A 13,402-nucleotide genomic window follows, 5' to 3' on the forward strand; every position below is an offset into this window, starting at 1 on the left:
CTCTCAGGCCACGACCTGGGCGAGCTCGCCCTTCGCGTAGCGCTGGACCATCGTCGACAGCGGCACCGCCTGGATCTTGCCGCCCTGCCCTTCGCAACCGAACTCGCGGTAGCGGGCCAGGCAGATCGCCTTGGCCGCCTCGCGGGCCGGCTTGAGGTACTCGCGGGGATCGAATTTCGACGGGTTCTCGGCCATGAAGCGGCGGATCGCGGCGGTCATCGCCAGCCGGATGTCGGTGTCGATGTTGATCTTGCGGACGCCGTACTTGATCGCTTCCTGGATCTCCTCGACCGGGACGCCGTAGGTCTCCTTCATGTCGCCGCCGTACTTGCGGATCTCGGCGAGCAGCTCCTGCGGCACCGACGACGAGCCGTGCATGACCAGGTGCGTGTTCGGAATGCGCCGGTGGATCTCCTTGATCCGGTCGATGGCCAGGATGTCGCCGGTCGGCTTGCGGGTGAACTTGTAGGCGCCGTGGCTGGTGCCGATCGCGATGGCCAGCGCGTCGACCTGGGTCTGGCGCACGAAGTCGGCGGCCTGCTCCGGATCGGTCAGGAGCTGCTCGCGGGTCATCGTGCCTTCCGCGCCGTGGCCGTCTTCCTTGTCGCCCTTCATGGTCTCGAGCGAACCGAGGCAGCCGAGCTCGCCCTCGACGGTGACGCCGACCTTGTGGGCCATGTCGACGACCCTGCGGGTCACGTCGACGTTGTACTCGTAGCTGGCGATGGTCTTGCCGTCTTCCTTCAGCGAGCCGTCCATCATGACCGACGAGAAGCCGAGGTCGATGGCGCCCTGGCAGACGGCCGGGGACTGGCCGTGGTCCTGGTGCATGACGACCGGCACCTTCGGATAGGACGCCACCGCGGCCTGGATCAGGTGCTTGAGAAAGTCCTCGCCCGCGTACTTCCGGGCGCCTGCAGAGGCCTGCATGATCACCGGCGCGTCGACCTCGCTGGCCGCGGACATGATCGCCTGGACCTGCTCCAGGTTGTTGACGTTGAAGGCGGGAATCCCGTAGCCGTTCTCGGCCGCGTGATCCAGCAACTGGCGCATGGAAACGAGGGGCATCTGCGAAGACCTCCGGATTGGAATGCGGGCGAGGCGCCGCGGCCGCACGGCCGTTCTGCGACGCCTCGGCAAACCGTGATTATCGCCCAGCCGGCGACCTGCGCTCAGGAACTCCGCCACACCTGCAGGGGGACCCGCCGGGGCCCGTCCGGGTCAGCCCGCCAGCCCCCTGACCGAATCGCGCACGACGAGCCTCACCGGCACGTCCACGCGGCGCGCGGAAGCGGACTTGCGGTCGACCTGATCCATCAGCAAGGCGACCGTGGCCTCGACCATCGGCGCCACCGCCTGCTCGACGGTGGTGAGGCGGTAGGAATCCCAGGCGGCCTGGGGCGCGTCGTCGAAACCGATCACCGACACGTCGTGGGGCACGCGCAGCCCGAGCTCGTGGCGCAGCGTGTCCATCACCGCGATCGCCATGTGATCGTTCGCCACGAAGAGCGCATCAGGCGGCCGGCCCGTCGAGAACAATCGTCTGGCCGCCTTGCGGGCCCCGTCGAAGCTGTAGTGGCCGACCGCGCGCCGGTAGCGGCTGACGCCATGGCGCGCCAGCTCCTCCCGGAAGCCCGCCTCGCGGTCGCGGCTGGTCGAGGTGTTCTCGAGCCCGGCCACGAAGGCGAGGTTCCGGTGGCCAGTGTCGAGCAGCGCGCGGGCGGCGATCCGGCCGCCCTCGACGTTGTCGGAGGCCACCGCGCTGACGTTGCCGATCGCGTCCACGCGATTGAAGAGCACGACCGGAACACCGATCCTCGCGCACTCCCGGGCGAGCGCCGACGACAGCGTCGCGCTGACCAGCACGATCCCGTCGACCTGGTACTGCATCAGCTGCTCGAGCAGGGCATCGGCGGCCTCGGTGTCGCTGATGAACAGCAGCAGGTGATAGCCGTCGCGCTGCAGCCGCTGCGACATCCGCTCGACGATGGCCGGATAGAACGGGTTCTCCAGGTAGGAGACGACCATCGCCACGATCCGCGAGCGGCGCGTGATCAGCGTGCGCGCGATCGCGTTCGGCCGGTAGCCGAGTTCCCGAGCCGCCTCGAACACGCGCTTGCGCGTCGCCTGGGCCACGCTGGCCCCCGGCGTGAACGCGCGGCTGACGGCCGACTGGCTGACGCCCGCCAGCAGCGCCACGTCGAGCGAAGTGACCGCGCCGTGCCGCCTGTCCCTGGCCATGCCCGACGCGCTCAGGCCGCGGTCCAGCCGCCGTCGATCATCAGCGCCGAGCCGGTCACCATCGCCGAAGCGTCGCTGGCCAGGAAGAGCACCGCGCCCATGATGTCCTCGAGCCGACCGAAGCGGCCGAGCGCGATCCGCGGCGCGGCGTAGGCCACGAAGGCCGGGTCGGCCAGCATCGGCCGCGTCAGCTCGGTCTCGATGAAGGTCGGGCACAGCGAGTTCACGCGGATGCCGGCCGAGCCGAGCTCCCAGGCGAGCGCCTTCGTGAAGCCCTCGATCGCGTGCTTGGTCGCGCAGTACACGGTGCGGTTCAGTCCGCCCACGTGCCCCATCTGCGAGGAGACGTTGATCAGGCTGCCACCCCGGCCGCTCGCCAGCAGCGCCCGCGCCCACTCGCGCGCGACCCGGTAAGCCGCCTTCAGGTTCAGGTCGACGACCGCGTCGAGGTCCTCGTCGGAAGTCTCCGTCATCGGCTTCGGCCGATTGGTGCCCGCGTTGTTGACGAGGATCTCGAAGGGGCGCGCGCCGGCGAAGGCGCGGGTCACCGCGGCCGAATCGGTCACATCCAGCACCAGGGTGTCGGCGCGCCCGCCGCGGCCGCGGATCGCCTCGGCCAGCGCATCGAGGTCCGCCTGCGTGCGCGAGGCCAGCGTGAGCTCGGCGCCGGCGTCGGCCAGGGCCACCGCGGCGGCCAGGCCGATGCCGCGGCCCGCGCCGGTCACGAGCGCGCGCCGGCCGTCGAGCCGGAACGAAGGCGTGACCGGCAGCGCAGGCACGGCGGATGCCTTCATGGCCGACGCCCCGCGGCTCAATCGAGCGCCGGCACCGGCTGGTACCAGGGCACTTCGCCGCGATCGCCGTAGCGCCGCACCCTCAGGTTCGCCTGCTCGCCATGACCGGCGAAGTTCTCCATGTGACACAGCCGGGAGCAGTACTCGCCCACCAGCGTCGAGGCGGCGTCGGTCGTCACCCGCTGATAGGTGCAGGTCTTCAGGAACTTGCCGACCCAAAGGCCGCCGGTGTAGCGCGCGTTGCGTCGGGTGGGCAGCGTGTGGTTGGTGCCGATGACCTTGTCGCCGAAGCTCACGTTGGTGCGCGGCCCGAGGAACAGCGCGCCGTAGTTGGTCATGTTCCGCAGGAAGAAGTCCGGATCGCGGGTCATCACCTGCACGTGCTCGAAGGCCAGCTCGTCGGCCTTCGCGAGCAGCTCCTCGCGCGTGTCGCAGACGATCACCTCGCCATGCTCGGCCCAGGACACGCGGGCGATGTCGGCGGTGGGCAGGATGCCGAGCTGCCGATCGACCTCGGCGATGGTCTCGCGCGCCAGCGCCTCGCTGTCGGTGAGCAGGATGGCCGGCGAGGTCGGCCCGTGCTCGGCCTGCCCGAGCAGGTCGACCGCGCACATCTCGGCATCGACCGAGTCGTCGGCGATCACCAGCGTCTCGGTGGGCCCCGCGAACAGGTCGATGCCCACGCGGCCGAAGAGCTGCCGCTTGGCCTCCGCCACGAACATGTTGCCCGGGCCGACCAGCATGTCGACCGGCGCGATCGCCTTCGTGCCGATCGCCATGGCCGCGACCGCCTGCACGCCGCCCAGCGCGAGGATCTCGTCGGCCCCGGCGAAATGCATGGCCGCCACGATCGCCGGATGCGGCTCGCCCTGGAAAGGCGGCGCGGTCGAAACGATCCGCTTCACGCCCGCCACCTTGGCGGTGAGCACGCTCATGTGCGCCGAGGCGATCATCGGGTACTTGCCGCCCGGCACGTAGCAGCCCACCGCGTTGACCGGGATGTGCCGGTGGCCGAGCACCACGCCCGGCATGGTCTCGACCTCGACGTCCGTCATCGACTCGCGCTGGATCCGCGCGAAGTTCCGGATCTGCTTCTGCGCGAAGCGGATGTCCTCGATCTCGCGCGCCGACAGCCGCCCGATCGCCTGCTCGATCTGCGCCTGCGAGAGCCGGAACTCCGAGGGGTCCCAGTTGTCGAACTTGCGCGAGTACTCGCGCACCGCCTCGTCGCCGCGCTTCTCGATGTCCGCGACGATCGCCTCGACCGTGGCGCGCACCTTGGCGTCCGCCTCGGAGATCGCCGCGGCATCCTTGCCGCGTTTCAGGTAACGGATTGCCATGTTGACTGCTCCTGCGAGTCGAGGCCCGGCCACTGCCAGCCCCGTTGCATACGTTTGCAAATCCGGATGTTAGCCACGATCCGCCCAATCGGCAATACCAGCGCCTCCGCTGACCGCCAGGCCGGTGAGAGACTCGATCGGAGGGCCGCCGCGGGAGCGAAGCGACCCGCGCGAACCCCCTCGCGCAAGCCGACCGCTCCAGGGCCGGCGGGCGGGCAGGCCGATGCCGGGCAGTGTGCAAGCCGCGCGCCACCGAAAGAAATCTCGCGGGACCCGCTCGTAGGGGCGAAGCCCCTTACGAGGCGGGTGCGAGATTTCGAGGTGGGCGAGGGAAGCCCCGCCAACGGCGGGGCCGCAGCACCCTGCCCGGCATCGGCCTGCCCGCCCGCCGGCCCGGGCGCAAGCCGCACCCGGGGTCAGGCGGGTCAGTGGTGCTCGCCCACCCGCACGATCTTCAGCGTGTTCGTCCCCCCCGACTTCCCGATCGGCTCCCCGATCGTCAGCACGATCAGGTCGCCCTTCTCCACGATGCCGGCCTCGAGCAGCTTCTGCTCGGCCTCGAGCAGCAGCGCCTCGCGCTCCTGCGCGTGGTAGTTCATCAGCAGCGGATGGACCTCGCGATACAGGCACATGCGCCGGCGGCTCGACTCGAGCGGAGTGAGCGCATAGATCGGCACGCCGGAATCCAGCCGCGACATCCACAGCGCGGTCGAGCCCGACTCGGTCAGCGACACCACAGCCTTGACCTTCATGTGGTGGGCCACGAACAGCGCGCTCATCGCGATCGACTGGTCGATCCGCGAGAAGGTCCGGTGCAGGAAGGCGGCGTCGAAGGACACGATCTCGGAGCGGTCCGCCTCGACGCACACGCGGGCCATGGCCTCGATGGTCTCCACCGGATACTTGCCGGCCGCGGTCTCGGCCGACAGCATGACCGCGTCGGTGCCGTCGAGCACCGCGTTGGCCACGTCCGACACCTCCGCACGGGTCGGCACCGGCGCCTCGATCATCGACTCCATCATCTGGGTCGCGGTGATCGTGACCCGGTTCAGCTCCTTGGCCATGCGGATCATGCGTTTCTGCAGCGCCGGCACCGCGGCGTCGCCGACCTCGACCGCGAGGTCCCCGCGCGCCACCATGATGCAGTCGGAGGCCTTCAGGATCTCCTCGAGGTTGCCGATCGCCTCGTAGCGCTCGATCTTGGCGATCATCAGTGCCTTGCCGCCGGCGGCGCGCACCAGCTCGCGGGCCATGTACATGTCGGCCGCGTTCTTCGGGAAGGACACCGCGATGAAGTCCGCCTTGAAGGCGACCGCGGTCTTGATGTCCTCCATGTCCTTGGAGGTGAGCGCCGGCGCCGACAGCCCGCCGCCCTGGCGGTTGATGCCCTTGCGGTTGGACAGGGTGCCGCCCTGGGTGACGGTGCACTCGATGGTGGTCGCGGTGACCCGGTCGACCTTCATCATCATCCGGCCGTCGTTCAGCAGCAGCGTGTCGCCGGCCTTCACGTCGTTGACCAGCTCGGGGTAGTCCAGCCCCACCCTGCCCTGGTCGCCGAGCTCGCAGTCGATGTCGAAGGTGAAGCGGTCGCCGTCGACGAGCTCGACCTTGCCGTCGGCGAACTTGCCGACGCGGATCTTCGGGCCCTGCAAGTCGGCCAGCACGCCCACGCCGCGGCCGATCCGCTGGGCGGTCTCGCGGACCAGGTTGACGATCCGGGTGTGCTCGTCGGCCGTGCCGTGCGAAAAATTGACGCGAACCACGTCGACCCCGGCCCGCAGCATTCTCTCCAGGACAGCGGGGTCGCTCGACGCCGGGCCGAGCGTGGCGACGATCTTCGTGGCGCGGGGCGCGGGAGTGAACATTGAGGCGCAGCCTTGTCGTTGTGATGAAGCGGGTTTGCCGTTCATCCTACCCGAGAGGCCGCGCGCTGCGCATGACAAGGAAACGCCCCGGCGGGGCATCGCCCGCCGGGCGCGTCAGGCCCGCTCGGCCAGCGCCGCCACCGCGGGCAGTTCGCGCCCTTCGAGGAACTCGAGGAAGGCGCCGCCGCCGGTGGAGATGTAGCCGACCCGGTCGGTGACGCCGAACTTGGCGATCGCGGCCAGCGTGTCGCCGCCGCCGGCGATCGAGAAGCCCGGCGATCCGGCGATCGCGCGCGCCACCGCCTCGGTCCCCCTGGCGAAGGCATCGAACTCGAACACGCCCACCGGGCCGTTCCAGACGATGGTGCCGGCCTGCCCGAGGCGCTCGGCGAGCATCGCCGCGGTCTTCGGTCCGATATCGAGGATCAGGTCGTCGTCGGCCACCTCGGTCGCGGCCTTGATGGTGGCGGCAGCGCTGGCCGAGAACTCCTTGGCGCAGACGACGTCGACCGGGATGGGCACCTGCGCGCCGCGCGCGGCCATCAGGTCGATGATCGCCTTCGCCTCGCCGGCCAGCTCGCGCTCGGCGAGCGATTTGCCGATCGGCAGGCCGGCCGCGAGCATGAAGGTGTTGGCGATGCCGCCGCCCACGATCAGCTGGTCGACCTTGGCCGCCAGCGACTTCAGGATCGTGAGCTTGGTCGAGACCTTGGAACCGGCCACGATCGCGGCCAGCGGCCGCTTCGGCTCGTGCAGCGCGCGGCCCAGCGCGTCGAGCTCGGCCGCCAGCAGCGGGCCGGCGCAGGCGATCGGCGCGAACCTCGCGATGCCGTGCGTGGTGGCCTCGGCGCGGTGGGCGGTGCCGAAGGCGTCGTTCACGTAGACGTCGCACAGCGCGGCCATTTTGCGCGAAAGCGTCTCGTCGTTCTTCTTCTCGCCCTTGTTGACCCGGCAATTCTCGAGCAGCACCAGATCCCCCGGCGCCACCTGGAACCCGCCGTCGACCCAGTCGCGCACCAGCCTGACCTCCCGGCCGAGCAGCTCGCCCAGCCGCCGCGCCACCGGGGCGAGCGAGTCCTCGTCGCGCAGCTCGCCCTCGATGGGCCGGCCCAGGTGGGAGGTGATCATCACCGCCGCGCCGGCGTCGAGGCAGTGGCGGATGGCGGGCACCGAGGCGCGGATGCGGGTGTCGTCGGTGATCGCGCCGGCGTCGTCCTGCGGCACGTTCAGGTCGGCGCGGATGAACACCCGCTTGCCCTTCAGGTCCAGGTCTTCGAGTCGCTTGAATCGCATCGCATCACTCACAGTTCGTGCAGCCTCTGCTCCAGCTCGACCAGCTCCCCGTCGTCGAGGAACTCGAGCGGATTGCGGCCATCGCGCGACAGCCAGTCGGCGAAGCCGGCCTCGCGGCCGTCGGACAGCCGGATCCGGGCGACATGGTCGATGCTGGCGCTGTCGACGAAGAAGACGAGGGTGGCGTCGCCAGCCTCGACCGCCCATTCGCCGACCGCCACGGAAACCAGCGGCCGGCCGGTGCCGGCGCGCCGCAGCGCCCGCGTGCCTGCCAGCAGCTCGCGGATCAGGGCCGCCGCTTCGGCGGCCGCCAGATGCCCCGCCACGCCGGGCTTACCTGGCGTTGACCAGGGCAACCGTGGTGTCGAGCATCCGGTTCGAGAAGCCCCACTCGTTGTCGTACCAGCTGTTGACCTTGACCAGCCGGCCGGAGACCTTGGTGAGCGTGGCGTCGAAGGTGCTGGACGCCGGGTCGTGGTTGTAGTCGACCGAAACGAGCGGCGCTTCGCTGTACGCGAGCACGCCCTTCATCGAGCCTTCGGCCGCCGCCTTCATGATCGCGTTGACTTCGTCGGCCGTCGTGTCGCGCGCGGCGACGAAGGACAGGTCGACGATCGACACGTTGATCGTCGGCACGCGCATCGCGTAGCCGTCGAGCTTGCCGTTCAGTTCGGGCAGCACCAGGCCGACCGCGGCGGCCGCGCCGGTCTTGGTCGGGATCATCGACATCGTGGCCGAGCGCGCGCGGCGCAGGTCCTCGTGGTAGACGTCGGTCAGCACCTGGTCGTTGGTGTAGGCGTGGATCGTCGTCATCAGGCCGTTGAGGATGCCGATCTTCTCGTGCAGCACCTTGGCGACCGGTGCCAGGCAGTTGGTCGTGCACGAGGCGTTCGAGATCACCGTGTCGGAGGCCTGCAGCACGCCGTGGTTGACGCCGTAGACGACGGTGGCGTCGACGTCCTTGCCGCCCGGCGCCGAGATGATGACCTTCTTCGCGCCGCCCTTCAGGTGCGCCGAGGCCTTCTCCTTGCTGGTGAAGAAGCCGGTGCACTCGAGGACCACATCGACCCCCAGCTCGCCCCAGGGCAGGTCGGCCGGGTTGCGATTGGACAGCACGCGGATCCGGTCGCCGTTCACCACGATGGAGTCGCCGTCGACCGACACGGTGCCGGGGAAACGGCCGTGCGCGGTGTCGTACTGGGTCAGGTGCGCATTGATCTTCGCGTCGCCCAGGTCGTTGATCGCGACGATCTCGATCGGGTGCTTCTTGCCGCCCTCGTAGTGGGCGCGCAGGATGTTTCGGCCGATGCGGCCGTAGCCGTTGATCGCAACACGGATGGTCATGGCAGTTTTCCCGGGAGGTTGAATGGATTCGTTCGGAAGCGGCGCTCAGCCGGCGCGCCGGCGCAGGACCTCGCGCACCGTGTCGGCCACGTTCTCGGCGGTGAAGCCGAAGTGCTGGAACAGCGCGCCGGCAGGCGCCGACTCGCCGAAGGCGTCGATGCCCACGACCGCGTCGCAGCGGTACTTCCACCAGAAGTCGCTGACGCCGGCCTCGACCGCGACGCGCGGCAGCCCTTCGGGCAGCACCACGCTCTTCCAGGCGGTTTCCTGGCGATCGAACACGGTGGTGGACGGCATGGAGACGATGCGCACCGCGATGCCATCGGCTGCCAGCAGCTCGCGCGCGGCCAGCGCGAGCCCGACTTCGGAGCCGGTGGCGATGATGACCGCCGCCGCCTCTTCGGCGTCGCGCAGCACGTAGCCACCACGGTGGATCGCGTCGACCTGACGCTCGGAGCGGGTCACGAAGGGCACCGCCTGGCGCGAGAACAGCAGCGAGCTGGGGCCGTCGCGGCGCGAGATCGCCTCGGACCAGGCCACCACGCTCTCGACCGGATCGCAGGGCCGCCAGAGATCCATGTTGGGAATCAGCCGCAGCGACGAGGCCTGCTCGACCGCCTGGTGGGTCGGGCCGTCCTCGCCCAGCCCGATCGAGTCGTGGGTGTAGACGTAGACCACCCGCTGCTTCATCAGCGCCGCCATGCGCAGCGCGTTGCGCGCGTAGTCGGAGAAGGTTAGGAAGGTGCCGCCGTAGGGAATGAAGCCGCCGTGCAGGGCCATTCCGTTGAGGATGCCGCTCATGCCGAACTCGCGCACCCCGAAGTTGATGTGCCGGGCGTTGGCGAAGGACGCGTCGGCGCGCAGCGCGCCCGCGCCCTTGAAATCGGTCAGGTTGCTGCCGGTCAGGTCGGCCGAGCCCCCCACCAGTTCGGGAATGGCCGGCCCGAAGTGGTTCAGTGCGTTCTGCGAGGCCTTCCGGGTGGCGATGGCCTCGCCCTTGGCGAGCGCCTCGGCGAGCGCCGCCTCGAGCGCGTCGTCGAAGCTGGCCGGCAGCTCGCCGCGCATGCGGCGCTCGAATTCGGCGGCCTCGGCCGGGTGCTCGGCCGCATAGGCCTCGAACAGCTTCTGCCAGGTCTCCTCGCGCGCCGCGCCGGCTTCGCGGGCGTCCCAGGCCGCGTAGACGTCGGCAGGGACCTCGAAGGGCGCATGCGGCCAGCCGATGGCCGCGCGGGTGGCCGCGATCTCGTCCTTGCCCAGCGGCTCGCCGTGGGCCTTGGCCGAGTCGACGCGGTTCGGCGAGCCCTTTCCGATGTGCGTGCGGCACTGGATGAGCGTGGGCGCGAAGACGCCGTCGCGGCCGTTCGAGCCCCAGTCGCGGGCCATGGCGATGGCCGCGTCGAGCGCCTCGACGTCGTGCCCGTCGACGTCGGGGATCACGTGCCAGCCGTAGGCCTGGAAGCGGCGCGCGGTATCGTCGGAGAACCAGTGCCGCACCTGGCCGTCGATCGAGATCCCGTTGTCGTCGTACAGCACCACCAGCCTGGACAGTCTGAGCGTGCCGGCCAGCGAGCAGGCCTCGTGCGAGATGCCTTCCATCAGGCAGCCGTCGCCGGCGAAAGCCCAGGTGAAGTGGTCCACGACAGGGAAGCCGTCGCGGTTGAAGCGGTCGGCGAGGATCTTCTCCGACAGCGCCATGCCCACCGCGTTGGCCAGCCCCTGGCCGAGCGGCCCGGTGGTGGTCTCCACGCCGGGCGTGACGCCGACCTCGGGGTGCCCCGGCGTGCGCGAGTGCAGCTGGCGGAAGTTGCGCAGCTCGTCGACGGGCAGCGCGTAGCCGGTGAGATGCAGCAGCGAGTAGAGCAGCATCGAGCCGTGGCCGTTGGACAGCACGAAGCGGTCGCGATCGGCCCAGGCCGGGTTCGCCGGGTTGTGCCTGAGGTGGCGCGACCACAGCGCGACGGCGACCTCGGCCATGCCCATCGGCATGCCGGGGTGCCCCGAGTTGGCCTGCTGGACAGCATCCATGGACAGCGCGCGGATCGCGTTGGCCATCGCCGAGGCCGGAACGCCCCCCGGAGACTGGCGGTTCGACTGGTCTGCGCGTTCGGAGTTGCCCATGCCTCGGTCCTTGGTCGGGAGAAGGAGTCGGCGCCATCCGGCACCGGGAATCGGCGCCGCCCGGCACACGCCTCGACGCGCGAATCCAAACCGGCGATTCTACCAAAGGGGCCATGGCCGTGACTGTGGCGCGACACACGGATTTGATAGAATCAAAAGTTTTTGGGGCCCGCCCAGGAATCGGCTTGTCGGCGGCGGGCCCACCACCTTTCCATTGGTCCGGCATATCGGCGCGGCGTCATGCCTGCGGCGAGCGGGCTAGGAAACCAGGACGGGGTTGGTCGAAACATGCAGGGATTGCATCTGACCGCCGATCTGTACGGATGCCAATGCGAGGCCTCCCTGCTGATCGACGCGGAAACGCTCGCCGGACTGTGCCGGCAATCGGTCGCAAGCGCGGGCCTCACGCTCGTCGACGAAAAATACTTCACCTTTCCGGAGTGGGAAGGTCAGCCTGGCGGCGTCACCGGCGCGGCGCTGCTGGCCGAGTCGCACCTGGCGGTGCACACCTGGCCCGAGCGCGGCGGGGTCACGCTCGACGTCTACGTCTGCAACTTCTCGACCGACAACTCGCACAGGGCCGAGCAGCTGCTCGACGACCTGATCGTGGCCTTCGCGCCGCGCCAGCAGAGCACCAACCGCATCCTTCGCGGTTCGCAGGATCCCGAGACGCGGTCCGACGAGTTGCTGCTCGAGTGGCTCAACGCCGATTCGGCCTACGGCTTCCGGGCAACGCGCCGGCTCGAGACGGTCCGCACGCCCTACCAGATGCTCGAGGTCTTCGACACGCCGCAATGGGGCAAGCTGTTCCGCCTCGACGGCTGCTACATGACCTCCGAGCGCGACGAGTTCTTCTACCACGAGCCGATCGTGCACGCGGCAGCGATCGCGCAGCCCGCGCCTCGTTCCGCGCTGGTCATCGGCGGCGGCGACGGCGGCTCGAGCGAGGAGCTGCTCAAGCACCCGTCGATGCAGCGGGTGGTCATGGCCGAACTCGACCCCGAGGTGGTCCGGGTCGCCCGCGAGCACCTCGCCGGCGTGCACCACGGCGTGTTCGATGACCCACGCCTGACGGTCGAGATCGGCGACGGCTGGAAGTACGTCGAGCGCCTGGCCGGGCAGCCCGACGGCGAGCGCTTCGACCTGGTCGTGCTCGACCTGACCGACCCCGACACGCCGGCGCACCAGTTGTACACGCCGGAGTTCTTCCGCCTGGTGAAGCGAGCGCTCGCGCCCGGCGGCGCGCTCACGCTGCACATCGGCTCGCCGGTCTACAACCCGGCGCGAGTCCGCGAACTGGTCTCCCACCTGTCGGGCGTGTTCGGCATCGTGCGGCCCTTCGGCCTCTACGTGCCGCTCTACGGCGCCTACTGGGGGATGGCCTGCGCCTCCGACGCGCTGGATCCGCTGGCGATCGAGCCCGATGTGGTCGAACGCCGGCTGGCCGAGCGCAGGATCGGCGACCTGCAGTACTTCAACGGCGACGTGCATCGCGCGCTGTTCGCGCTGCCCAACTTCTTTCGCAAGCTGGTCGGCTGACCGGCCCGCGCGAGCGCGCCGAAGCCGGCATCGAGGCGACCGGACCGAGATGACCCGCGTCCTGTTCGACGGCCACGCCGGGGCCTGCGCCCCCGGCGACCGGGTAGTGCTCGACGAGCGCCGCTCGCATCACCTGGTTCGCGTGCTGCGATTGAGGGCCGGCGAACGCGTTGAGGCCTTCGACGGCACCGGCAGCGTCTTTGCCGCGACGATCGCCGAGGCCGACCCGAGGCGCAGCGCGCTCCTGCTCGGTGAGCGCCTGTCACGCGAGACCGAGAGCCCGCTGTCGATCACGCTGGCCCAGTGCCTGTCGAGCGCCGAGCGGATGGACTGGACGATCGAGAAGGCGGTCGAGCTCGGCGCGCGCGCGATCGTGCCGCTCGAGTCCGATCGCTCCCAGGTCAGGCTCGACGCATCGCGCGCCGCCCGCAAGCACGATCACTGGCTGCGGATCGTGGAGTCGGCCTGCGCGCAGTCCGGCCGCGCCTGGCTGCCGGCACTGCATCCGCTGGAATCGCTGCGTGCGTTCATCGGCGACAGCGTGCCGGGCCGCCGCCTGGTGCTCGCGCCGGGGGCGTCGGTGCCGCTGTCGGCCGCGGGCGTGGCGCGCGGCGACTCGGTGACCCTGCTGGCAGGCCCCGAGTCGGGCTTCGGCGAGGCCGAACTGGCGCTCGCGATCGCGGCCGGCTTCCTGCCGGTGTCGCTGGGCCCGAGAATCCTGCGCACGGAGACTGCCGGCCTGGCCGCGATCGCAGCGCTGCAGGCGCTCGCCGGCGATTTCTGAGGGGCGGTCAGAGGAGGCGCGCCCGGCGCGCGGGCGCTCAGAGGAAACGCGCCCGGCGCGCGGGCGCTCAGAGGAAACGCGCCC

At 70.1% G+C, this 13,402-nt stretch carries 11 protein-coding genes; 2 read left to right on the top strand and 9 right to left on the bottom strand.

Annotated features, from left to right (window positions below):
• Window positions 1-3: 3 nt before the first annotated feature.
• The 9 genes from fba to tkt all read right to left on the bottom strand — a co-directional run bounded on the left by fba (window position 4) and on the right by tkt (window position 10,995).
• Window positions 4-1,068, bottom strand: a complete 1,065-nt coding sequence (gene fba / locus FHP08_RS01770) for a class II fructose-bisphosphate aldolase (protein WP_147702578.1) — start codon at window positions 1,066-1,068, stop codon at window positions 4-6.
• A gap of 153 nt (window positions 1,069-1,221) precedes the next feature.
• Window positions 1,222-2,241, bottom strand: coding sequence for a LacI family DNA-binding transcriptional regulator (locus FHP08_RS01775; protein ID WP_147702579.1), 1,020 nt, complete (start codon window positions 2,239-2,241; stop codon window positions 1,222-1,224).
• A gap of 11 nt (window positions 2,242-2,252) precedes the next feature.
• Complete coding sequence (locus tag FHP08_RS01780; RefSeq protein ID WP_147702580.1) at window positions 2,253-3,035, bottom strand: SDR family NAD(P)-dependent oxidoreductase; 783 nt, start codon at window positions 3,033-3,035, stop codon at window positions 2,253-2,255.
• 17 nt (window positions 3,036-3,052) lie between these two features.
• A complete protein-coding gene (gene hisD / locus FHP08_RS01785; RefSeq protein ID WP_147702581.1) occupies window positions 3,053-4,375 on the bottom strand; it encodes a histidinol dehydrogenase in 1,323 nt (440 codons plus the stop codon).
• 425 nt (window positions 4,376-4,800) lie between these two features.
• Window positions 4,801-6,240: a pyruvate kinase gene (gene pyk / locus FHP08_RS01790; RefSeq protein ID WP_147702582.1), complete on the bottom strand. Its 1,440-nt coding sequence runs from the start codon at window positions 6,238-6,240 to the stop codon at window positions 4,801-4,803.
• Window positions 6,241-6,354: 114 nt separating this feature from the next.
• Window positions 6,355-7,533: a phosphoglycerate kinase gene (locus FHP08_RS01795; protein ID WP_147702583.1), complete on the bottom strand. Its 1,179-nt coding sequence runs from the start codon at window positions 7,531-7,533 to the stop codon at window positions 6,355-6,357.
• Between the two features lie 8 nt (window positions 7,534-7,541).
• Window positions 7,542-7,859, bottom strand: coding sequence for a DUF7693 family protein (locus tag FHP08_RS01800; RefSeq protein WP_147702584.1), 318 nt, complete (start codon window positions 7,857-7,859; stop codon window positions 7,542-7,544).
• Window positions 7,860-7,866: 7 nt separating this feature from the next.
• On the bottom strand, window positions 7,867-8,877 hold the full coding sequence (gene gap / locus FHP08_RS01805; RefSeq protein ID WP_147702585.1) for a type I glyceraldehyde-3-phosphate dehydrogenase: 1,011 nt from the start codon (window positions 8,875-8,877) through the stop codon (window positions 7,867-7,869).
• A 45-nt stretch (window positions 8,878-8,922) separates the two neighbouring features.
• Entirely contained in the window at window positions 8,923-10,995 is a 2,073-nt protein-coding gene (gene tkt, locus FHP08_RS01810) for a transketolase (protein WP_407703955.1), read from the bottom strand.
• Window positions 10,996-11,283: 288 nt separating this feature from the next.
• Between tkt and speE the strand changes: the two genes are divergently transcribed.
• Complete coding sequence (gene speE / locus FHP08_RS01815; protein WP_147702586.1) at window positions 11,284-12,534, top strand: polyamine aminopropyltransferase; 1,251 nt, start codon at window positions 11,284-11,286, stop codon at window positions 12,532-12,534.
• Between the two features lie 49 nt (window positions 12,535-12,583).
• Window positions 12,584-13,318: a 16S rRNA (uracil(1498)-N(3))-methyltransferase gene (locus FHP08_RS01820; RefSeq protein WP_187272126.1), complete on the top strand. Its 735-nt coding sequence runs from the start codon at window positions 12,584-12,586 to the stop codon at window positions 13,316-13,318.
• Window positions 13,319-13,402: the final 84 nt, after the last annotated feature.

This window comes from Zeimonas arvi (genome assembly GCF_008039575.1).
Lineage (GTDB): Bacteria > Pseudomonadota > Gammaproteobacteria > Burkholderiales > Burkholderiaceae_E > Zeimonas > Zeimonas arvi.

Bases quoted from the DNA above. Each gene is read 5' to 3' on its own strand.
- FHP08_RS01780 (WP_147702580.1), bottom strand. From the start codon at position 3,035: ATGAAGGCATCCGCCGTGCCTGCGCTGCCGGTCACGCCTTCGTTCCGG.
- gap (WP_147702585.1), bottom strand. From the start codon at position 8,877: ATGACCATCCGTGTTGCGATCAACGGCTACGGCCGCATCGGCCGAAAC.
- pyk (WP_147702582.1), bottom strand. From the start codon at position 6,240: ATGTTCACTCCCGCGCCCCGCGCCACGAAGATCGTCGCCACGCTCGGC.
- fba (WP_147702578.1), bottom strand. From the start codon at position 1,068: ATGCCCCTCGTTTCCATGCGCCAGTTGCTGGATCACGCGGCCGAGAAC.
- FHP08_RS01795 (WP_147702583.1), bottom strand. From the start codon at position 7,533: ATGCGATTCAAGCGACTCGAAGACCTGGACCTGAAGGGCAAGCGGGTG.
- hisD (WP_147702581.1), bottom strand. From the start codon at position 4,375: ATGGCAATCCGTTACCTGAAACGCGGCAAGGATGCCGCGGCGATCTCC.
- FHP08_RS01820 (WP_187272126.1), top strand. From the start codon at position 12,584: ATGACCCGCGTCCTGTTCGACGGCCACGCCGGGGCCTGCGCCCCCGGC.
- speE (WP_147702586.1), top strand. From the start codon at position 11,284: ATGCAGGGATTGCATCTGACCGCCGATCTGTACGGATGCCAATGCGAG.
- tkt (WP_407703955.1), bottom strand. From the start codon at position 10,995: ATGGGCAACTCCGAACGCGCAGACCAGTCGAACCGCCAGTCTCCGGGG.
- FHP08_RS01775 (WP_147702579.1), bottom strand. From the start codon at position 2,241: ATGGCCAGGGACAGGCGGCACGGCGCGGTCACTTCGCTCGACGTGGCG.